At 43.7% G+C, this 20,623-nt stretch carries 13 protein-coding genes; 7 read left to right on the top strand and 6 right to left on the bottom strand.

Translation table 11 applies throughout. The annotated features are described in order from the left end of the window. Positions 1–87 precede the first annotated feature (87 nt). From EGI32_RS13200 to EGI32_RS13190, 3 genes are read left to right on the top strand one after another with little or no spacing between them, the layout of a single operon-like run. Entirely contained in the window at positions 88–1,521 is a 1,434-nt protein-coding gene (locus tag EGI32_RS13200; RefSeq protein WP_255155834.1) for a T9SS type A sorting domain-containing protein, read from the top strand. Positions 1,522–1,555: 34 nt separating this feature from the next. Then, positions 1,556–2,314 (top strand): hypothetical protein, encoded by a 759-nt coding sequence (locus EGI32_RS13195; RefSeq protein ID WP_255155833.1) that lies wholly within the window; start codon positions 1,556–1,558, stop codon positions 2,312–2,314. Between the two features lie 19 nt (positions 2,315–2,333). Continuing rightward, complete coding sequence (locus EGI32_RS13190) at positions 2,334–3,440, top strand: T9SS type A sorting domain-containing protein (RefSeq protein ID WP_255155832.1); 1,107 nt, start codon at positions 2,334–2,336, stop codon at positions 3,438–3,440. Between the two features lie 69 nt (positions 3,441–3,509). Here the strand turns inward: EGI32_RS13190 and EGI32_RS13185 are convergent, their stop codons facing one another. The 4 genes from EGI32_RS13185 to EGI32_RS13170 form a co-directional block, all read right to left on the bottom strand. Further along, positions 3,510–3,737, bottom strand: coding sequence for a hypothetical protein (locus tag EGI32_RS13185; protein ID WP_255155831.1), 228 nt, complete (start codon positions 3,735–3,737; stop codon positions 3,510–3,512). 199 nt (positions 3,738–3,936) lie between these two features. After that, on the bottom strand, positions 3,937–4,131 hold the full coding sequence (locus EGI32_RS13180; RefSeq protein WP_255155830.1) for a hypothetical protein: 195 nt from the start codon (positions 4,129–4,131) through the stop codon (positions 3,937–3,939). Between the two features lie 412 nt (positions 4,132–4,543). Next, the gene (locus tag EGI32_RS13175) at positions 4,544–5,254 is read right to left on the bottom strand and encodes a LytTR family DNA-binding domain-containing protein (protein ID WP_255155829.1); all 711 of its coding nucleotides are present in this window, start codon (positions 5,252–5,254) and stop codon (positions 4,544–4,546) included. Continuing rightward, on the bottom strand, positions 5,251–6,360 hold the full coding sequence (locus EGI32_RS13170) for a sensor histidine kinase (RefSeq protein WP_255155828.1): 1,110 nt from the start codon (positions 6,358–6,360) through the stop codon (positions 5,251–5,253). Before EGI32_RS13170 ends, EGI32_RS13175 begins: the two co-directional genes overlap by 4 nt. A 223-nt stretch (positions 6,361–6,583) precedes the next feature. Here EGI32_RS13170 and EGI32_RS13165 point away from each other — a divergent pair, with 223 nt between their 5' ends. After that, the gene (locus EGI32_RS13165) at positions 6,584–7,930 is read left to right on the top strand and encodes a serine hydrolase (protein ID WP_255155827.1); all 1,347 of its coding nucleotides are present in this window, start codon (positions 6,584–6,586) and stop codon (positions 7,928–7,930) included. Positions 7,931–7,934: 4 nt separating this feature from the next. After that, positions 7,935–8,729 carry a CPBP family intramembrane glutamic endopeptidase gene (locus EGI32_RS13160; protein ID WP_255155826.1) on the top strand — a complete coding sequence of 265 codons (795 nt, stop codon included), beginning with the start codon at positions 7,935–7,937 and terminating at the stop codon, positions 8,727–8,729. 318 nt (positions 8,730–9,047) lie between these two features. On the opposite strand, the gene EGI32_RS13155 is transcribed toward EGI32_RS13160, so the two are convergent. Together EGI32_RS13155 and EGI32_RS13150 are read right to left on the bottom strand one after the other, a co-directional pair. Continuing rightward, positions 9,048–10,352: an esterase-like activity of phytase family protein gene (locus EGI32_RS13155; protein ID WP_255155825.1), complete on the bottom strand. Its 1,305-nt coding sequence runs from the start codon at positions 10,350–10,352 to the stop codon at positions 9,048–9,050. 441 nt (positions 10,353–10,793) lie between these two features. Next, positions 10,794–11,354 carry a hypothetical protein gene (locus EGI32_RS13150; protein WP_255155824.1) on the bottom strand — a complete coding sequence of 187 codons (561 nt, stop codon included), beginning with the start codon at positions 11,352–11,354 and terminating at the stop codon, positions 10,794–10,796. Between the two features lie 824 nt (positions 11,355–12,178). Between EGI32_RS13150 and EGI32_RS13145 the strand changes: the two genes are divergently transcribed. Together EGI32_RS13145 and EGI32_RS13140 are read left to right on the top strand one after the other, a co-directional pair. Next, positions 12,179–20,212, top strand: a complete 8,034-nt coding sequence (locus EGI32_RS13145) for a choice-of-anchor D domain-containing protein (RefSeq protein WP_255155823.1) — start codon at positions 12,179–12,181, stop codon at positions 20,210–20,212. A 16-nt stretch (positions 20,213–20,228) separates the two neighbouring features. After that, positions 20,229–20,513: a hypothetical protein gene (locus EGI32_RS13140; RefSeq protein WP_255155822.1), complete on the top strand. Its 285-nt coding sequence runs from the start codon at positions 20,229–20,231 to the stop codon at positions 20,511–20,513. The last annotated feature ends 110 nt before the right edge of the window (positions 20,514–20,623 follow it).

Raw genomic sequence — 20,623 nt, 5'->3', positions numbered from 1 at the left:
CAATATCCCTTCCGGAAAATAACCCGATCAGCATTTTACAGGATTAATAGTTCAACAATATTTTATCGACTTTATCAATCAAATTTTATGAAAAAGATTGTATCCATGATTTGTTTATTTTTCTCGGTTTCCGCATTTGCCCAACCATCTGTAACGGAGATCAGCCTGCCACAATATGTGCAGGGAGTGGGGAGTGCCAATCCACCCGACGACCGGAAAGTTCCTTTTGTATGCCGGATGCAGGTGGACGGGCTTACGCCAAATGCCACCTATCGTTTTTATTCTTTATTTGGTAATGCACCTTCCGGCAATACCGGCGTAGGTGGTTACATTGTAGTAAACCAGACAGGCAATTTTCAACGTGTTACTTCCGCAACGCTTTCGGTGGCAGGAAGATACCAGACTGCCACTACCGACGCTACAGGAAGCTTTACAACCTGGTGTGTACTGGAACCATCCAGTGATATCAATTTTGCACCCGGTACAAGTTTGTACTGGAGAATATTTTTAAACAACGGAAACAACGGGGCTGCCGTAGTAACCAGGATCACCAACCCTAATCCCGTAACAGTGCTGGGCTGGGGCACTGCACCCAACCAGGGTACAGGGCTAAGGAGTACGGCAATCTCTCAATATACCGCTAAAAACTTTGTATTACTTTATGATAATGCCGATGGTACCGGAAGGCCCGTATCCGGAAGTTTTATCGAAAGCGATGGTACCAGGAACCTGAGTGCGTTGAACCCCGATGTTACCAATGAAGGGTATGCACCGTTTTACGGCGACAATGTGGATGGGCAGGATAAAGTCTGGGGTACCATCATACCCAATAACCTTGCCGGGGGGATCAGGAGTATTGCTGAGTTTTCACTCACGGATGGGAGTAAACTCAGGGCATGTTTATCTGCTGACGGAACCTTCGGCTCAGCTAGCACGGTCAATGCAAATGGAGGATTGAATGCCATCGTACTCACCTGCACCCCCACAGGTGTCTTGCCGGTAACCCTGCTCAGGTTTACAGCCAGTGCAATGCCGGAAAATAAAGTGTTGCTCAAATGGGCTACCAGCCTCGAACAACACACAAAATATTTTATCGTCGAACGCTCTTTCAATGCTACTACTTACAATAGGGTCGACAGCCTGGGCGCTAAGGGCATAGCCGGCAACTACGAAACAAACGACGAACTGCATCCGGGCGTAACTTATTACCGGTTGAAAATTGTTGACAACGATGGGAAGTTATCGTACAGCAACATCGCCATCGTCAATGGAAAAGAACCGGCAAAACTCCTAGTGTCCCCCAATCCCGCTACCAATAAAATAGCCATCAGTCATTCTCCGGCTGTAGCAGCCGGTTCCATTTCAGTCTATAGTATTTCTGGCGCAAGGATATTGTCTCAGCAGGTGGCCAGGGGGGCATTTCAAACGTCTCTGGATATCAGCAGGCTGTCGAAAGGAAACTATTATCTGGTGTATGAGAACGCCGGGAAAAAAGAGACGGTCAGTTTTACAAAAATGTAATACGAAGGTTCACGCGATCTTAAAATGAATTCATATGCAAAGAAGGTTTCGGATAATATTGTTACTGGTTTCCCTCGGGTTGTTATTTTTTGAAGGATGTTCAAAAAAGGGGGATCCCATTGTTGAACCATTCAGCGGGCGTTATAAGTTCACCGCATTCACGATTGACAGTTTCAGGTTCAGGATCGTTGTGGATGGCCAACTCGTAACCGATAGCTTAAAATCAGGCAAAGAATTTACGCAGAACTTCACTTTTGTGGAAGACACTTCCGCTACCCTGAAAGTATACAATGCCATTACCGGTCAGTTGTACGTAGACAGCACGATGGGATTGAGCATTGGATCCCATATCATACCCATCGTACAATTATCCGCCGGAACACAACCGGTAGTGCCAGGTGTTCCGGATGAAACACCGCCATTGGCAGGTAATTCCAAAATCCGCTTCCAGTATGTGAGGCCGCAGCCGATAGCCACACTACCTTCTGCCACTTTACAATTTTACGATTCCATAAAATGTATTATCCGGAAAAACGTACCAGGTGCAGGCGGCGGGGTAAGTTATGATACGGTCGTCCTGCATCAGAATGAAGTGACAAAATTTTACGAAGCCAGGATCGGCGCCACATACAACATAGAAGTGAGGGATGCTCTTACTGATTTTGTTTATAACAATGGTACCGGGGTTTCCATCAATACTACCGTTCTTCCTGCGTTGAACACTGCCATTCTTTATAGTTACGATACCCTTACGTTGGGCAGGCAGCGCTACAGGATCACCAGGGTTTACTAATACAGTTTAAAAAAAGTATATGAAAAATTTATTTTTTATCATCCTGCTCCTCGTCGCTTCGGCCGGGGTAAAGGCCCAGGTAATAGCCGATCCCTCGGTGAACCCTATGCGCCTATTCAACAGCCTCCTCCTGCCTGCCGACCCGGCGCTGCTGGGTAAAGACCTTACCTTTACCATAAAAGTTCCCATCCTCAACCGCAACCTTGTAAACGGGCTGCCATCGGGCACCTGCAAGATCAAGATCGGGCTCGGGTCAAAAATGCTCCTCGATCCCGCATTTGACCTGGCAAACGCACGCCTGAGCAATTATTTTCACTGGACATCCGAAATAAACAGCGGGCAGTTGCAGGTCATGGGAGACTTATATGCAGCGCTGCCTGAAGAGTTTGAAGATACCCTGCTCCTCGACGTTAAGGGGGTCATACTCGGAAATTCCACTATCACTACCAATTTCCTGGTCACCAATCATAATACACAGATCAACCTGTCTGACGAAAACGGGAGCAACAATACCAGTTTCATTCCGTATACGATCGTGGCAGCTGGTCCTGTTCCGGTAACTTTCAAAGATCTGACCGTAACAAAAAAAGAATGTACAGCGGCCATCACTTTATATGTAGAAAATGAGATCAATCTGAAGAGTTATGAGTTGGAAGTAAGCACCGATGGAATACAATTCGAGCGAAAAGCTTCCCTGAACCCCGCGGGGCTGTCGATGTACAGGTTCTTATTTTCCCTCGAGGGGCGGTATAAAGATGTTGCTGCCTTGTATTTCAGGGTGAGGTCGGTAGACCTCGACGGAAGGCAGCAATTAACCACAGTAAAAAAGATAGCCGGCGGATGCACGCCCGTCAACGCTGCATATAAACTTATCCTCTTTCCCAACCCTGCGCTCAGTCAGCAAAGGGAATTATCTGTCAGGCGAACGGAGGGTGTTTTTTCCGGGCGTTACACACTCCACCTGTTCGGCGCAAACGGGCAGTATATTCGTACCCGTGTGCAGACACTCAACAATATTGATCAGTTTAAATATGGTATAGAAAACCTTTCAGCAGGCTCCTACCTGTTGAAACTTACTGACGAAAACGGGTTTGAATACCCTGTGTTGCAGTTTCAGGTGCTGTAGTGCAGGCTGTTGCAATAACAACGAAGGGCCGGGTATCCGGTCCTTTCGTATATGGAGAAATCATCAGGATTAATCGGCCTCCGAATCAAGAATGTCGTATGAGGAAGTTTGGCCGTGAATACCCTGCGCTGAAATTTCATTTTTCTTTCGCTCACGCTTCTCATCCAGTTCTAACGGATCTTCGTCCTCCACTCCCAGCTTGATTTTTTTCATATCCTCTTCCCGAATGACATCGTTTTTATCCTCCAGGTGCCTGTCGACAATTGCTTTAATTGTCTTGGATTTTTTCTTTTTCATAGAGGGAAAATAATGCGATTCCCGAAAAACAACAAGGGATTCAGAGAATTATTTATTTGATAATATGGGCATGTCGCTACAGGATACGGATTTGCCTGGCGGCGAATTTTTATTGTCTTCCATGACCATATCAGTAGGTTTGATAAACACCTGGTTTGTATGCGGCTTTGTTGACCCGGACTACTGCCGGTGATCATTTTTAAAACCGCTGCGCCAGGTTCATCAGCAGGATGATCTTGTCCTTGATCCTGTTCACTACACTTTTTTCAAAATCGTATGACTTCTTCCGGAAGCTGTCGAGTGATAAGTTCTCTTTTTTGTGCGTTCTGAAATTAGCCGTAATATACCGGGCTACTTTCGGAAATGAATCTTCGCTGATCACTTTTGCATCCATCAGCAATCGTGTTCCAAGGGCGAGTTATATCGGCCATTTATTCCGTTTCCTTTTGGCCAGTGATATGCGCCACTCTCTGTCGCTTCTAAATTTATTTATATGCAAAGTACATTTTCAGTTCCAGGTATCAATGGTGACTGTTCTACATTTTAGCCATCACTACTTTACATAACTTTTTAAAATCTTTTAAATCAGGTCAACAAATTTTCATTGGTTTCCCAACTGGTATCATAATGCTAGTGCAGTTACCAAATATCACCCGGAAGTTTATTGGTAATGTCTACGAAGATAAGAACGGAAACAGCTGGACTACTGGTGAAGTAAAACCCAATGGAGATTGGGCTCTTTCCCGTTATGATACACCTGAAACCCTTTAGCGTTTGACTTCAGGACAGTGTAGATGTAGCTAAAATCATATCCCTAGAGCCGCAAATAGTCCTTCTTTATAATTTGCTCCAATCGGTATCTCAATCTTTTCAAATTCAACCATGTTTCCTTTAATAGATTTAATTTTAGATAGATGGATGATATAAGACCTGTGTATTCGCAGGAATTGAGTTTTAGGTAAGGCGTTTTCAAACAGTTTTAAATGCATGCTTGCAAACAGGCGCTTATCATCGTTCAAATAGACAGAGCTATAGTCTTTTTCGGCTTGTATATAGCTGATTTGATTATGGTTTACGCGAACCAGCTTAGTATCCTGCTTGATGAAAATATAATCTGCAGGCAAGGCAGGGGCAGTTTGCGGCTGAGTGTTTCTGTAAGCTACACGTTCCTTTACTTTTTGTATGGCTTGATAAAAGCGATCGTAGGTAACAGGTTTTAGTAAATAATCAACGGAGTTTAGTTCAAACCCTTCAACCGCGTAATTATGGTATGCGGTTGTAAATACCACTAAAGGCGGGTTGCGCAACGACCGTAAAAAGTCGACCCCGGTGATTACCGGCATTTGGATGTCGAGAAAAATCAGATCAACCTTATGCTGATGTAAGCCCTCATAGGCTTCCGATGCGTTGATGCAGCTTTTAACCAGTTGTATGCCGGCAGTAACTTCAATGTGGTTGGTTAAAATATCCCTGGCAATAGGCTCATCATCTACAACTATGCAATTGATCAGGTTCATAAGTCGATATTTAAAATTGCTGTATAAGTTGTGTCTGTTGCCACCGTTTCATACTTGTATTTGCCGCGATAGTACAAGTCAAGGCGTTTTTTGAGATTCTGCAACCCAATTCCGCCGGTTACCTTAAGCAGCAAGTTTTCGTCAACGGTATTTTCTATGCTGAAATTTAATTTATTATCCTGAATAGCTAATTGTATGGTGATGCAGGTATTGGCCGTATCAGCATTGTACTTAAAAGCATTTTCAACAACAGGCATCAATAATAGCGATGGGAAATCATATTCATAGCTGTCTACATTCAATGCTAAGTTAACTTTTGTATGGTTAAGCCTGATAGATTCCAGTTCGATATAATCTTTTAATAATTGTATTTCTTTTTCTAAAGGCATTTTATCCTGGGTAGAGTAATACAAGGTATACCTCATAAATTCAGAAAGCCTTGCTACCGTTTCGGCAGCTTTATTGTTCTCGTTTTTTAAGATCAACCCGTAAATATTGTTTAACGAATTGAATAAAAAATGCGGATGGACCTGCGATTTAAGAAAATTGTATTCCAGTTCGATATTTTGCCGTGCAATTTTTGCCGATACTATTTGCTGGCGAAAAGCCTGCAAAGCAAACTTGACACTTAAAGGAATACTTATTGCAAAGATCAACCCGAACACTACCCCCAGACTTAATAGCTTGGCAAGCATGCGGTTACCTAAGTCCTGATGTAAAAAGCTGTAATATCCTATGTTATTTGCCTTTAAAACCTGCGTACAGCTCTCGCAATTCAATAAAATAAACGACTCGCCCAAGGTGCTTAACCAGGTATAAAATAAAATTAAACACAGCACTGCCAGTATCCCGGCAAATACCTTCGATTTTTTAAACAGATCGGGAAAAACGAAATAAACCAGCGGGTAGTAAACCAGCACCTCGCAGATGGTACCACTTGCAGAAATCAACAGGATATACCCATTACCAAGCTGGTTATACGAATTAAAGGATATGGCCATGCTATGCCAGGAAATTGCCGCTAACAATGTCCAGAAAAGCATATGCGCAGCTATGCGTAAGCCTTTGTTGTAGCGAAGCTTTTCACTTAATGTTTCAATATCCATTTCGCTAACTTCAGATAAACCAAACCGGCAACTAAATTAATACGACTAATATACCGTATTTTTCGATGAATGCCTTTTTACAGGCAACTAAATCGTCAGTGCCACCCCGGAAAATCTTCGTTGGGTAATATATGGCCCTTCATCTAAAATAATCAGCTACCCGTTGTTTTGATTTTATAGACTGACCAAAAGCTTGTCTATTTGGATCATAACCAACCCAGACATGAAGAAACTCATCTTATTGCTTAACCTGATCATATTATCAGGCACGGTGTTTTCACAAAACCAGTCGCAGCGTATTGACAGCCTTGTAACACGTTACAGCGATAATTCAGAATTTACCGGAACAGTTTTAGTGGCCAGCGATGGAAAGATCTTATTAAAAAAAGGGTTTAATTATAGGGATGCAGAAAAAAAAATCCCTAATGATGCTACTTCAATTTTTAATATCGCATCGCTTACAAAAACCTTTACTGCTGCGCTGATCCTTAAATTAGAGGAAAGTAAAAAGCTATCTGTTACAGATAAGCTAAGTAAGTATTACGCCGATTTCCCTAACGGAGATAAAATCACTATTCATCATTTATTAACCCATACCTCCGGGCTATCAAATTACACCGATGATCCAGATTTTCAAAAAATGGACCAGTCTAAAGAGGTTACCTTGTCAGCAATGATTTTGTTTTTTAAAAATAAGCCGCTTGATTTTGAGCCCGGTACTAAATTCCGCTATAGCAATTCGGGCTATACCATGCTGGGCTATATCATAGAAAAAATCACCGGCGAATCGTACGCGCTTGCGCTGAAGCATTTGATTTTTCAGCCTCATGATATGCAGAACACTACTTACGGGCCTCCCGTTATCCAAACTCCGAAACTTGCCCAGGGATACAATATGTATTTTAAAAACTTTCAAATGCCTGCTTATAAAGTGCATCCATCCATTTCTTATTCAACCGGCGCCATCTATAGCACGGTAGAAGATTTATATAAATGGCATCAAGCCTTACAAAAAGGGAAATTCCTCTCTTTATCCTCGCTTAAATTGGCCTATCAAAAAGATGCAGGTCCTTATGGTTACGGCTGGTTTACCGATTCGTTGTACAACAAGCAACGGGTTTCTCATGATGGTAATATCAACGGCTATAAATCAAATATCAATCGCTTTCCGGCCGATGATGTATGTGTAATTGCTTTAAGTAATTCAAATAACAGTAGTGTAGGAGGGCTGGTTAGGAACATCGTTAATATTATCTACCACCAACCACTATCAAAACCTTTTTCATCACAGCCGGTAATTACTATGACAGATACCTTGAAAAAGGAATATCAGGGAGTTTATAAAGTCAATCTGAAAGATTCAGCAGGGATTGCAGTTACTTTAAAGCAATCTAAGTTATCAGTTAAAATTTTCGGACAGTCGGATTTTGAGATTTTCCCGGTGGCAAAAGACCGGTTTAAATCAGGAGAAATACGGGCTGAATTTATAAGGAATAACCAGGGTAAGGTGGAGCAGCTTTTTATCTATAGCAATGGCGAATTTCTCGGTGTAAAAAAGACTGATTTCTAAAACCATGATCACAAAACATTCATTAATTATCAAATTTATTCCGTCCATTGTGTTATTGGCCGCGGGCTTTTATCAGAGCAATGGCTTATTAGTGCAACTATCCATCAGCTGGGTATTGTTGTCATTATTTGATAGGAAAGATCCCCGGGCATTGGGCCTGCTCCCCACTACAAAAACTACAACGCAGGTATTTGTTGGGTTTGCGATAGCCATAATTATTTGTGCCTTTAACTACTATTTGCAAACTGTTTTTTCGGGCTCTACATGGCTGCTTAATAAGGCATTTACCTGGCCTGGATTTTTTTCAGGCAGTTGGTGGGTCATGCAATCGGTGTTGTATGAGGAACTGATTTTTAGAGGCGCACTGCTCTACATCGCAATAAAAAAAATAGGTGCAAAAAAAGCTTGTATGCTATCTGCCATTTGCTTTGGCGTTTATCATTGGTTTTCGATGGGGGCGTTTGGTAATTGGGTATCTATGGCCTGTCTTTTTATTGGCACCGGAATTATGGGTTACATATTCGCGCTGGCTTTTGCCAAAACAAGGTCGATGTACCTACCAATAGGCTTGCATTTTGGATGGAATTTTATAAATACGATCATCTTTTCTCAGGGCCCGATTGGAGATCAGTTGTTGATTTCAAAACGCGGAGACCGGTTCAATGTTTATGAAAGCATAATTGTAACGCTTGTTCAATTTGTTGTATTCCCTCTGGCAGCATTTATATATATAAAAATATGGAAGGGGGATGGTGATAAACAAATAGTTGAATATGCCCAAGACTCACTGGCAAAGTAAATAGTTATGCAAAGTAATGAAGTGTCAACAGCGACTGTTCTAAATTTTAGCCATCACTACTTTACGTAATTTTTTGAAAATCTTTTAAGCCAGGTCAACAAATTTTCATTGTTTTCCCAACTGGCATCAATATCAGGGTTTAAGTTGACATATACTTTTTCCAAAGCAATGCGTTTTTGTTTGGAGGTTCATTTAATCTGTGCTCCTTTAAATAGTTAATGATGATGGCCAGTTCTTTAATTTTCGCTTCAGGGATCGGCTATGATGCAAAAGATCCATCTGTGATCTACAGATGGATCTTTTGCATTTTTTTTCAACTTAAAATAACGGCGTGGAAAGTTTTATAAAGTAAATACCATTCCTGTCTACCTGGCCCGAGCCGGCGAGGACCTTTGCGCTGTAGACCCTGTTGGCACCGGTGATCCCGAAATCATCATCGTTGGAAACGGCGAGGGTAGTGGAATTGATGATCACCAATCCTTCTGCTTTATCGTGTGGATACAGGGTAGGGATATCTGTCATCAGGTCGGCCACTACGGTTTTGGAAACCGGTGTAATACCATTTGCCGTAAGGGTAGCCAGGTCTTTTAATTCTTCTACAGTTTTGCCGGCATATAATTTCCCGTTAGCCGCGTTTGCCGGATCGGAAATATCGGTGGCGCCGGTAAGGCTGATCTTGAATATTTTTTTGAATACAGTGGAGCGGTTGGCGTTGGTAGCAAACAGCCCATCCCTTTCGAGCACCAGGAAAGTAGTATTGTTGATGGCCGTGATCTCACTCACCGCCTGCAGGGAAGGATTGTCCATCATGTACACAAATTGTTTGGTGGCGCCGGTGGCAATTTCAAATGTAACGATGCGGATCACCAGCGAATTCGCTACTGCTGCTGAAGACGGGTTGTACAAAGGGAATTGCATGATACCTACCAACGTTTTTCCATCGGGTGTAATGGTAAGCCCTTCCATACCACGGTTGGGGCGGCGCTTTGCAAGTACCAGTGGCAGCTTGCGGGAACCGGTAGAGAACGGGTTTATTTTTTCAATCGTTTTACCGGTATTGTCTACATGGAGGAGGTGAGGGCCGTATTCATCGCTGATCCAGAAAGAACCATCGGGTGCCATGGCCATTCCTTCCGAATCCAGGCCATCTCCGCTGACTGGCAGCGGGTTGCCATTGAGATCCATCGGGTTTTCGCCGGTAGAGCCTGCTCCTACAGGGTTTGGCAGGCCATTCAGATTTGCCCCTGCGCTATTCTTTAAAAAGATGCTGCCTTCAAATGTGAGGGAGTCTCCTTTCAAACGAAACTTGCCAATCTGCGGAACAAAGTCCGGCGTTGCGATCATGATACTGTTGGTAGCAGCTTCAGCTACATTCGGGCCACGGTCGGTAAGGAGATAAAATACAGCTTTATCGTTCGGGTCCTGCACCATCGACGAGCCATAACCGCCATTGTTCAACACTATTCCACCCGGTGTGGTGGCCAGCACTTTGGGGTGTTTGTCGTATGCCATGGCAGGATACACCGGCGTAGTATCGCCATTGGTATTGTTGTCATCACTGCAGCTGCTGAAGAGGGAGAGGCCGGCCATCATTACCGGTACAAATTTTACGATCGCTTTCATTGTAAGAGTTTATGCAAAGGAAACGGCGTAATGTTATGACAGCGTTAAGCAATAAAACTTAATGTTGAGTTAACCGAAGGATCGCTGATTTTAAAACTGAGCAGTGATGCCTTCTACGGATGGCAGGATGGATCAACGATTATGAAAACATATTTCTTCGCATCACTAATGCTGCTGGTAGTCCTTTTTTATATCTCCCCTGGAATAATTTTGTGATCATTGGTTTGATATAAAATTTCCGCTTTCCCAACATCTCCGGAACAGCGATTTCGTTTTCGCAGTTTTTTTCCTTTTACCAGTTATCAGTTGGCTGTATTTCTATTATCTGAAATTTAAGTTTCACCGGCTGGCCGGTTTTTTATTTTTTCTCCGGTGGATATTGATGATGCCGGCCTTGATGGATCAGCTTTCCAAAGAGGCTTCCTGAGATCAGCAGCAGCATCAGTTAAATTTATTGTTCCTGATTTCTATCAGCCAGCTGCCTTCCACAACTTTCAGCATATTTTCTTTGCAATCCATTACCTCACGGATCGTATAATTTCCTTCAATACTGCCCTTGCTTAAAGCGGATTCCATCAATTCCTGTAGCATAGCTTCCCAGTTACGCATACCGGTCAGTTTTTCAAAGGCCCAATAGGGGTTCAGGTATTCTTCGGCAGTGAGGTGCCGCGGGTAACATTCCCATTCGGTACAGGGGGTATGGGTGCCTTTGAAGTGAACAGGCGATGCTTTATCAACAGTGTGATGGAACAGTACCGGTGACATTTTTCTGCCGGTGCTGTACCGGATGATCTCTGCTGCGCAGAAAAGCCGGTGAAGCTGTTGGGCGTGAAAGAGTAGATTGGCCGGCGCTGATTTTTTGTAATACCCCTCTTTACAGGCCCAGCCAAACATACGGTTGAGATCGTCTACGGCTTCGTGCAGGTGATAACAGCTGAAGAAATCATGAATGGTGGCGTAGGCTTCGCTGAGGGTGGTGATGGGTTGTGTGAAAGTTTTCATGGTGTTGATTATTTAATGATGAGCGGTACATTAAATAATACTGATAAAGTTGTGCATTGCCGTGCGAAAAACTTCATCTTCCCTGTGCCTTAATGTACCAGATTTCAGAACGGGAATTGTAGCACGAAGTTACAAAATGTGCGCAATAAAAATAATTATATTGTACTTTTTTTGTACAGTTTCCTTTGGGAAAAACCTCCGGGGTTTTCGTATAACCCCGGTGTGTTTGTTGGAGACGCGGCCCGGGCAGTTAAGAAAACATCCGGATCTATAAACCAGGGCAGAAAAACCCCGTGGCCTTCAGCTTCCTGAAATATTTGTTGACTATTACTAAAAAAATGTAATTCATTAGGAAACGTCCCGTGGTGCAATGGTCCTATTACGTTTTTTAGTCATTTTATTGAAAATCAGTGCTTAATAAAGGATCATGGGGAGGTAAGACTGGGTTTTTCTCTTTTCCGTAGTAATTTCCACATTCAGGCTTATTAAAATATAGTAGTTTTACTACAGCACAATAGAACCAATGAAAGTTGTTATGAGCAACTTTTCGTATATTTTTGCAGTCTGGTTTTTAGCAGATTTAATATTTAGTTAATATTGAAGTAACATAAAAACCATGTGTTCATAATCAATGTATTACGCATATGTCGTTGATTTTTTGTGCGTAAATTGAGCATTACTTCCTGCTGGCGCAACTCGGTATATGGGTTGCGGACTGTATATTCGCAGATTCCAATCCTTTGTAAAGTCTCCTTCCGATCCCCTTCCGTACCTCTACATTTTCTGAATTTTAATTAATTGTATTAGTTATTAAATAGCTGGTTATGAAGAAGATTTACGCGAAATTGTTATTGGGTTGTTTATTGTGTTTTGCCGGAAATGCTTTCGGACAAAGCACGTATACTCTCATTACCTCAACAGCAGACATTGATCCTGGTGGAAAATATCTGATCGTTTCCAGTAATTTGGCAGGTGCGGCACAGGCATTGGGCTCGCAAAATACGAATTACCGAAACAGGAGTGCTGTTACTATTACTAATGTCTCTGGGGTTATGACTATCTCCACTACTCCTGCCACAGCAAGTGCAGGTACTGAGCCTTTTGAAATAACTATTAGTGACGGAAGTACCGGAAAATACCTGCTCTTTGATGCAGTCAATTCCACTTACCTTATTCCAGCAACAGGTACTTCTGCAAATAATTACCTTAATGGCCAGGCCGCCCCAAGTGATTGGACCATCACTTTTGCAACCAAGGCGATCATTACAAATACAGGTCATCCTAACACGAATGCTAGTCCTAGGAACCTTATGAGCCATAACGCTAGCGCAACCAGGTTTGCCTGCTACAGTAGCGAACAAGGGGCGATCTATTTGTATAAAAAGGCGTCAGCAGGTAAATATTGGGATGCCTCTACTGCCAACCCCAACACGGGTGGCTCTGCTACATGGGGTACTACTTTTTCTACCGTAGCCACTGGTAGCAATCCATTGGTAACTGCCGCCACAACGGATGATGTTATTTTTCAAGGTACTGGTGGAACGCCAAACGTTGTAAACCTGAGTGCCTCACAAACAGCAAAATCGATTACAGTAAACACAAACGATTACAGTATCACCACGAGCGGAACGGGTGCTTTTAGCCTTACAGCTACAAATGGTATTGCTTTGGGAGCCAATACGATCACTGCCGCACCAGTTTCAACAGCATCTCTTACGCTGCCAAATGTTATAGGCGGTACAGGTGGTGTTACTCAAAATGGTTCAGGAATCACTATTCTGGGAGCAATAAATACCTATTCAGGCGCAACAACTATTACATCAGGAACGATCCGCCTGGGTACAACAGCCGGTGGAATTCCGGATGCAAGCCCTTTGAGCATAGCTTCGGGTGCCTTTTTTGATATGAATGGATTAAGTGAAGCGGTTGGTTCTATTGCTGGTGCCGGTAACATAATGAGTACGGTTAATACAGCCCGTACATTGACCACAGGTGGAAATAATACCACCACCACTTTTTCAGGTACACTCGAAAACGGGGCGAGTGTACTTTCCCTGATCAAAACCGGAACAGGTACTATGACGTTATCCGGTAATAATACTTACACAGGGGCGACCACCATCGGTGCAGGTGTTATAACACTGGGTGCAGCGGGTGATGGAATAAATTCGCCTTTGGGAACAACAGGTGCCGGTACCTCAGTAACAAGTGGTGCCGTGTTTGATCTTAATGGTATCACATTGAGTACTGCCGAACCATTAACATTGAACGGAACTGGTACCGGGGCTGGTGCCATGATAAATGTTGTTGCCGCGGCTACATATTCCGGCCCGATCACTCTGGGGTCTGCAACATCCATAGGAAACAATGCAAATATTACACTTACCGGTGGTATTACCGGCATAGCTGGAAATACACTTACCAAGAATGGAACTGCGACATTGACTCTTTCAGGATCTAATGGATACCTGGGGGCTACTACTGTTGCTGCCGGTACATTACTCATTAATGCCAATACATTAGTCAGTAATATAACTGTGGCAAATGGTGCTACTTTATCTAACACCGGCAGTGCTGGTACAACTGGTTCTGCGGCCATTACCGGTACAATCTCACCTGCAGGAACAGGAATCGGAACAATTAATGTAGGTGCCATGACATGGAACAATACAGGTTCTTACAGGTTCGATATTAATGCGCTGCCTTCAGGTGGTAATGCCGGTACAAATTGGGATTTTATTACAGCTTCAGGTGCATTGACAACGCCTGCAAGTGGTGCTTTTACAGTAGCCATTAACGGAACTATGCCTGGCTTTGACAATACACTCAGTTATACCTGGCAAATAGGTACTTATGGAAGTGGTTCGCCGGTATCCACCTTTGTTACCGTAAATACTTCAGCATTAACCGGAGTAACAATTACAGGATCTTTCTCCATTGTATTCACGGGTGGAAATATCAATCTGGTATATACACCGCCAACACCCGAAGTTGACATCCAATCACCGGTAGGAACCTCTATCGCAGTAAATGGAACAAGAGCTTCTTTTGGAACAGTTGCATGGGGTGATAACGTGACTGCAGTATTCAGAATATTGAATACAGGAACTGCGGCTTTAGGTGTAAACAGTATTAATTTTGCCGGTATAAATGCCGGAGATTTCACTTTGGTAACTCCTCCATCATTTCCTTTTTCTGTTGTAGCAGGCGGTTCACAGGATATTACAGTAAGATTTGCTCCAGGCGGGATTGGGGCAAGAACAGCTAACATTACCTTTAATAATACAGATCCCGATGAAGCAGCATACCTCATCAATGTTTCCGGTACCGGCACACCAAGTGCCTTAAGCACTATCACAACAGACGCCACTTACTCTTATACTCAAAATATTCCATACTTAACGTACGTAAATACTGCCGTTCCTGCAGCCGCAGGAGGAAGTGTAGGTGTTCACAATATCATCATCACAGATGGTGTGGATGCGGATAACCTGCCAACAATTTTAAACTCAATTACATTTACTTATACAGGAACTGCCAATACTATCAGATCTGCAGCTTTATTTACTACCAGCGGTTCAAAAATAGCTGATGTAACTACTGTAGGAGCAAATACACTTGCATTCTCCGGGCTTGCTATAAGCACGCTCACTGATGGTGGAAATACACAAGCAATTTTGCGTGTGGTATTTAATACAGTTGTTGCAGATAATGAAAAACTTGTGTTTACTGTTACGGCCGCTACCGCTGCGGGAAGCAATACCTCTTCTACATTTACTTCTTTTGGTGCAGTTTCCGACAATAATGCCGGTAATGACAGAAATCGTATAGAAGTAACTGCAGACAGGCTTGCTTTTAGCACAGTGGCAAATGGCTCTGTGGCTATCAACCTTGCAGCTTTCACGATCAGTGCAAAAGATGCTCTGGGAAATACTGATCTTGATAGAACTGAATCTGTCGACTTAACCACATCGGGTACTGGCATGACATCCTCTACACCGTATACGCTTGTTGCCGGGGTAGTAACCATCAACAATGTTCAATTCGCCTCAGTGCAAACGGGCATCACACTTACAGGAAATGTTACAACTCCTGTTCTAACGGGCACTTCAAATTCGTTTAACATTTCAGCGGTTTCATATGCATTAGGCGATTATCAAACTAATCCTGCGTTTACTGGCACTTACTTTTTTAGTTCTGTCACCGCCGATGGATCAGGTATTTATCCCTGGCAGAAATGGACATCCTCCGGTTGGGCGGATGTAACGCTCGCTGCGGAAGCTCCACAATCGTTAGCCGCCGGGTCAAAACCACCCACCATTTATCTGGCGGGTAGTTATATAGATGTTGCAGCCGGTTCGAGTTATAACAATATTGTGGTGAGTGGGGCCGGAACAACCGTTTTTTCTGGAAATACCAGTACAGGCCTTACTATAAATTCAGGTAAAACGCTCGATATTAAAGGAGGTGATGTTTTGATGAGTGGAAGAATGAGCCTGACAGCCGGCGCAACGTTGCATATTGCAGCCAATGCAAATTTTTATGTAAGCAGCACCAGTGGCACTTTCCTCAGAAATGCAACTTCTGTGATCGAAGTGGAAGATGATGGTAATTTTTACCTTCAGTCTTATCTCGCCAATCTATGGACAGGTGTAGAAAAATTTCATAAGAATTCGAACCTCTACATCCAGGAATGGGATAATTCGTCCACTACGTTTCTCATAGCTTCGTCAACTGATGTTTCTACCTATACAGATGGGGGCGTAACGGCATATTTTGGCAACCTCATCATAGATATGAGCTCATCTTCCAATGCGCAAACTTTACAATTGTTATACAATGGGTTCAGTGGATATCTTACCAATCACGATCTGATCTTTAATTCGGCTGCTACCGGGGCAAATTACGCAGTACGTTTTGTAAATGCAGCAAGTTATACTGCCACTATCGGAAGAAATCTTATCGTTAACAGTACATGGGCAAATAAGCCGGTAAGTATGTTGAATAATGCAGGTACGGTAGCTGTAACCGTAAAAGGAAACGTAGAAAATAATTCGTCTTCTGGTGCGGTATTAAGGCTTTGTTCTACAACCACTGCAGGCTCATCGGTTGCCCTTACAATTGAAGGCAATCTTAGTACAAGTAACAGCGGGGTATTCAATTTCAATGCGGGCACACCGTCGTCAGGAACGATCGTATCTACTACCGTAAACCTTGCAGGGGATCTGTCCATTGGGGCAGGCTCTAATATGCTGAATTCAGATGTTACAAATGCTGGTGCAGTTTTCAATTTCAATGGCGCGGGCGATGGATCTACAGCCGCATTAACACAGACGATTAATATAGCCACAACAGTAGCAGCAAGAAATCAGGCCATCAACTTCTTTGTCAAACCAGGGGCTTACGTGCAATTAATTAACCAGGATATGCCTCTTGGTCAGAAGAGTACGTTTACTGTAAATGGTAGCGGAAGCGTTGGAGGTACATTAGATTTCAACTTTGCTGCCGGGGTACCTCTTAATATAACCAGTTATAGTACAGGTACTATGTTTAAGTCTGAACAGGCATCTACTTTAAAAATAACTTCTGTTGCAGGAATCAGTGCATCTTCTACACCGACTACCGGAAACGTTCAGGTCACAAATGCACCGAATTACACCAGTCTTGCCACATTTTGGTATATAGGCAGGGCCGCCACTCAGTCCACAGGCACTGGTTTGCCCGGCACAGCAAGCGGGAAAATCCTGATCTGTGACCTGGTGGATAATAATGCAGAATTAACAATGACCAGCCCTACAACTATTACAAGCGCGGCAACTTTGGTGGCCAGCGGAGGTAAATTAGATATCAGGAAAGGTAAGTTTATTGAAACCACTTCCGGATATATTGATGGTTCAACAGGAACTCTGTATATGTCTGCAGGAACTCTGTACAAAGTAGTGACAGGATACAATGTAGCAACAATAGAATCCGGAGGTAGTGGAGGAACATATATCCCAAGGATGTTAGGCAGTACTGCCGCAAATCCTTATATCCTCGCTTCGGGAAGCACCATTGAATTATCTGGAACAGGAGCGCATGCATTTCAAACATTACGTGGCACAGACGGAACAAACCGTACCGCATATCAGAATATCAAGTTCAGTAACAATAATATTCTAAGGACCAATTATAAGAATGTAAGTTCTGCCTCCGTAGTTTTAGGCGATATTACAGTTGCGGACAACGCCGTAGTGGATGCTGGCGCTAATTATCTTGGCGGTAATAATACTACACTAACGATGACAGGAAATAGTCATTATATTACTGCAGGAACCGGAGTAAAACCAGATGCTACAGGAGCCTATACTTTAGGAGCTAATACCACCATAGAATTTAACAACAAATCGGCAGCTACTCTTCAAAGCCCAAGACTGATCAATTCTGTACCATTTTATGCCAATGTGATTATCTCTGGTTCAAACGTTGGCTTAAGCGCTTTAGGCACCGGGCCCAATTCATTCATGCAATTTCAGCCACTGGGATCATTTACAGTAACGGATACGGGCACATTCAAAATCGCAAATATTAATGGTTTTAGCGGAGGCTCCAATACTGCCGTGAGTAATGTAAATAACCCATCTATTACTTTAAAAGCAGGTTCTACCATAGAATATGATGGTCTTGCTCCGGATAACCAGGTCATCAGTAATGCGCTGAATACTTTCCCTGCAAATGCCCACTACCAGAATCTTGTCATTGGTGGTTCAAGCGATAAAACAGCCCCTTCTGACGATCTCATCATTTTGGGCAACATCAAAAAATACGGAGCATCCATATTTAAACATAATGATGGTACCGTAAAACTGAACGGTACAACCACCCAGAATATTACAGACTCATTGGTAACCCCACAGATTGTGTTCAATAATCTCCAGGTTAATAATGCAACTGGAGTGGAGGTCAAATCGAATTTCAGTGTTTATCGTACCTTATCGTTCAACGGTGTAGGTAAGCTTAACCTGAATTCTGGCGATATCAGCCTTAAATCCGACTTGAACAACACGGCAAATGTTGGCAAAATTGATGGTACAGCAGCCATCACTTATGGTACCGGCCGTTTCATCGTAGAACGTTACATCGCCACCAATTCCCACAGCCGTGCATGGCAATTTCTAGCAACCCCGACAACCGGCAGCCAAACCATCAACCAGGCATGGCAGGAAGGGTTTGGCGGTTCCGGTACAGTTGGTATAAATGGATTTGGTACGCGTATCAATGGTGGTACATCGGCAAATGGTTTTGACGGGCCAACTGGTGTGAACATCAAATCTTACATACCGTCTTCCGATCAATGGACTTCCGCACTTTCACCAAATTCTACATCGACAGCAACGATCAACAATCCAAATGGCTGGATGGTATTTGTTCGTGGCGATAGAAATAACACACAGACGAACAGCGATTTTGGAAATGCAACGGTATTACGCACCCGCGGACAGATATATGCACCGGGTAATCTGCCATATGTAGCAACAACCGAGGCAGGTAAATACCATGCCATTGGAAACCCTTACGCTTCAACGATCGATCTGCGTACACTCGATACCCTAAACATCACCGACGATATCTATATATGGGATCCAACACTTGGATCAGGGGCCTTTGGTTTTGGAAGGTACCGTACGCTCGCCAAAGTGGGCACCCATTACGAAGTGACGCCGGTAGGAGGCGCTTATCCTGGCACCATCGTGGACGAAATACAATCAGGCCAGGCATTCTTTGTGAAGGCAAGACCAGGCCAGGTAGGTACGGTTTCATTCAGTGAAACCAATAAGGTAGAACCCAATAAGGTGGTAACCCGGGGTGGCGGAGTTGCTGATGGTAATGCAGAACTTTTGAGGGTTCAGCTAAATACCAGGAACAGTGCCGGTAATCAGGAAGTGTTAGATGGCGCCATGGCGATATTCGGCGATTTCTCCCGTGACCTTGACTGGAGGGATGGGGCCAAATTCATCAACACCGGTGAGAATGTGGGATTGAGGGTAAAGACATTGCTGGCGGCAATCGAACGCAGGCCTTCGCCGGTAGCAGGAGATACTTTGCATGTAGAATTCAGCAATGCCGGGCAAAAAGCTTATCAATGGACAGTAACCGCACAGTTTATGGACAAGCCCGGAAGAGGGGGATGGATCTACGATAAGTTCCTGAAAAATAATACGCCGGTAAACCTCAATGGAGAAACGGTGTTAGACTTTACCGTAACTGCTGATCCGCTGTCGGCTGCTGTAGATCGCTTTAAGATCGTGTTCGATAAGATCGCGGCACCAGCGCCAGTCAGGTTTATCAGCATCAGTGCTACAAGAAATACTGACCGCAGCATCAACGTGAAATGGAAAGTGGAGAATGAGGCCAACATTACCGGTTACACGATCGAACGCAGTGCCGATGGCCGCAGCTTCACCGGAATTGTAAACTCGGCTATGACCAGCCAGGGAACTTATGGTAAAGATGATCTGAGCCCGCTGGCCCAGGATAATTATTACCGTATCAAGGCCTCCGGCCTTGCCGGCGAGATCACCTACAGCGAAGTAGTGAAAGTTGCGCCATTGTCAACCAAAGCATACATCAGCGTTTACCCGAACCCTGTAGAAGGCAAAACAGCTCAGCTGGTATTTGCTAACCAGCCCGCAGGATTGTACCAGGTACAGGTGATCAACAACCTTGGACAGGTGATCTACAACGGTTCGGTAAAAGTATCCGGTTATAACTTCATATACCCGATCGTACTGGGCGCTAAAACCACGCAAGGCAATTATGAGGTGAAAGTGGTGAAAGAAGATGGAAAGGTGAGCGTGCAGAAGATAATTGTCAATTAAGAATTAAAAATTAAGAATGCCGGAACCCGTTTCTCCCTGGAGGAACGGGTTCTTCATTATTACCAACCCCGAAGGGGTTGAATATATATTTGCCATGGGTTGCAACCCATGGTGCAGGTGCCGATCGGGTGCTACAAATGCCGAACCGGTATATGATTGCCCTCATTGCCCCCCATGGCGCAGATGCCGATCCGGTACTACAAATGCCGAACCGGTAGATGATTGCCCTCATTGCCCCCATGGAGCAGGTGCCGAACCGGTCATCGCTGTTTGCCATGGTTGCAAACCATTGCGCAGGTGATACATCAGATGAGCGTTTGCTAATCCCTTTGATACCAGGGACAGCACGTTTTAAAATATAAATTTGACCCTTTCCGGAGCAGGAAAATCTCCCAAAATCCTGTTGTTTTC

It is taken from the genome of Ferruginibacter sp. HRS2-29, assembly GCF_024343615.1.
Taxonomy (GTDB): domain Bacteria; phylum Bacteroidota; class Bacteroidia; order Chitinophagales; family Chitinophagaceae; genus Ferruginibacter.
The sequence above is the reverse complement of the archived record's forward strand: the minus strand, read 5'-3'. Positions and strand labels throughout refer to the sequence as shown.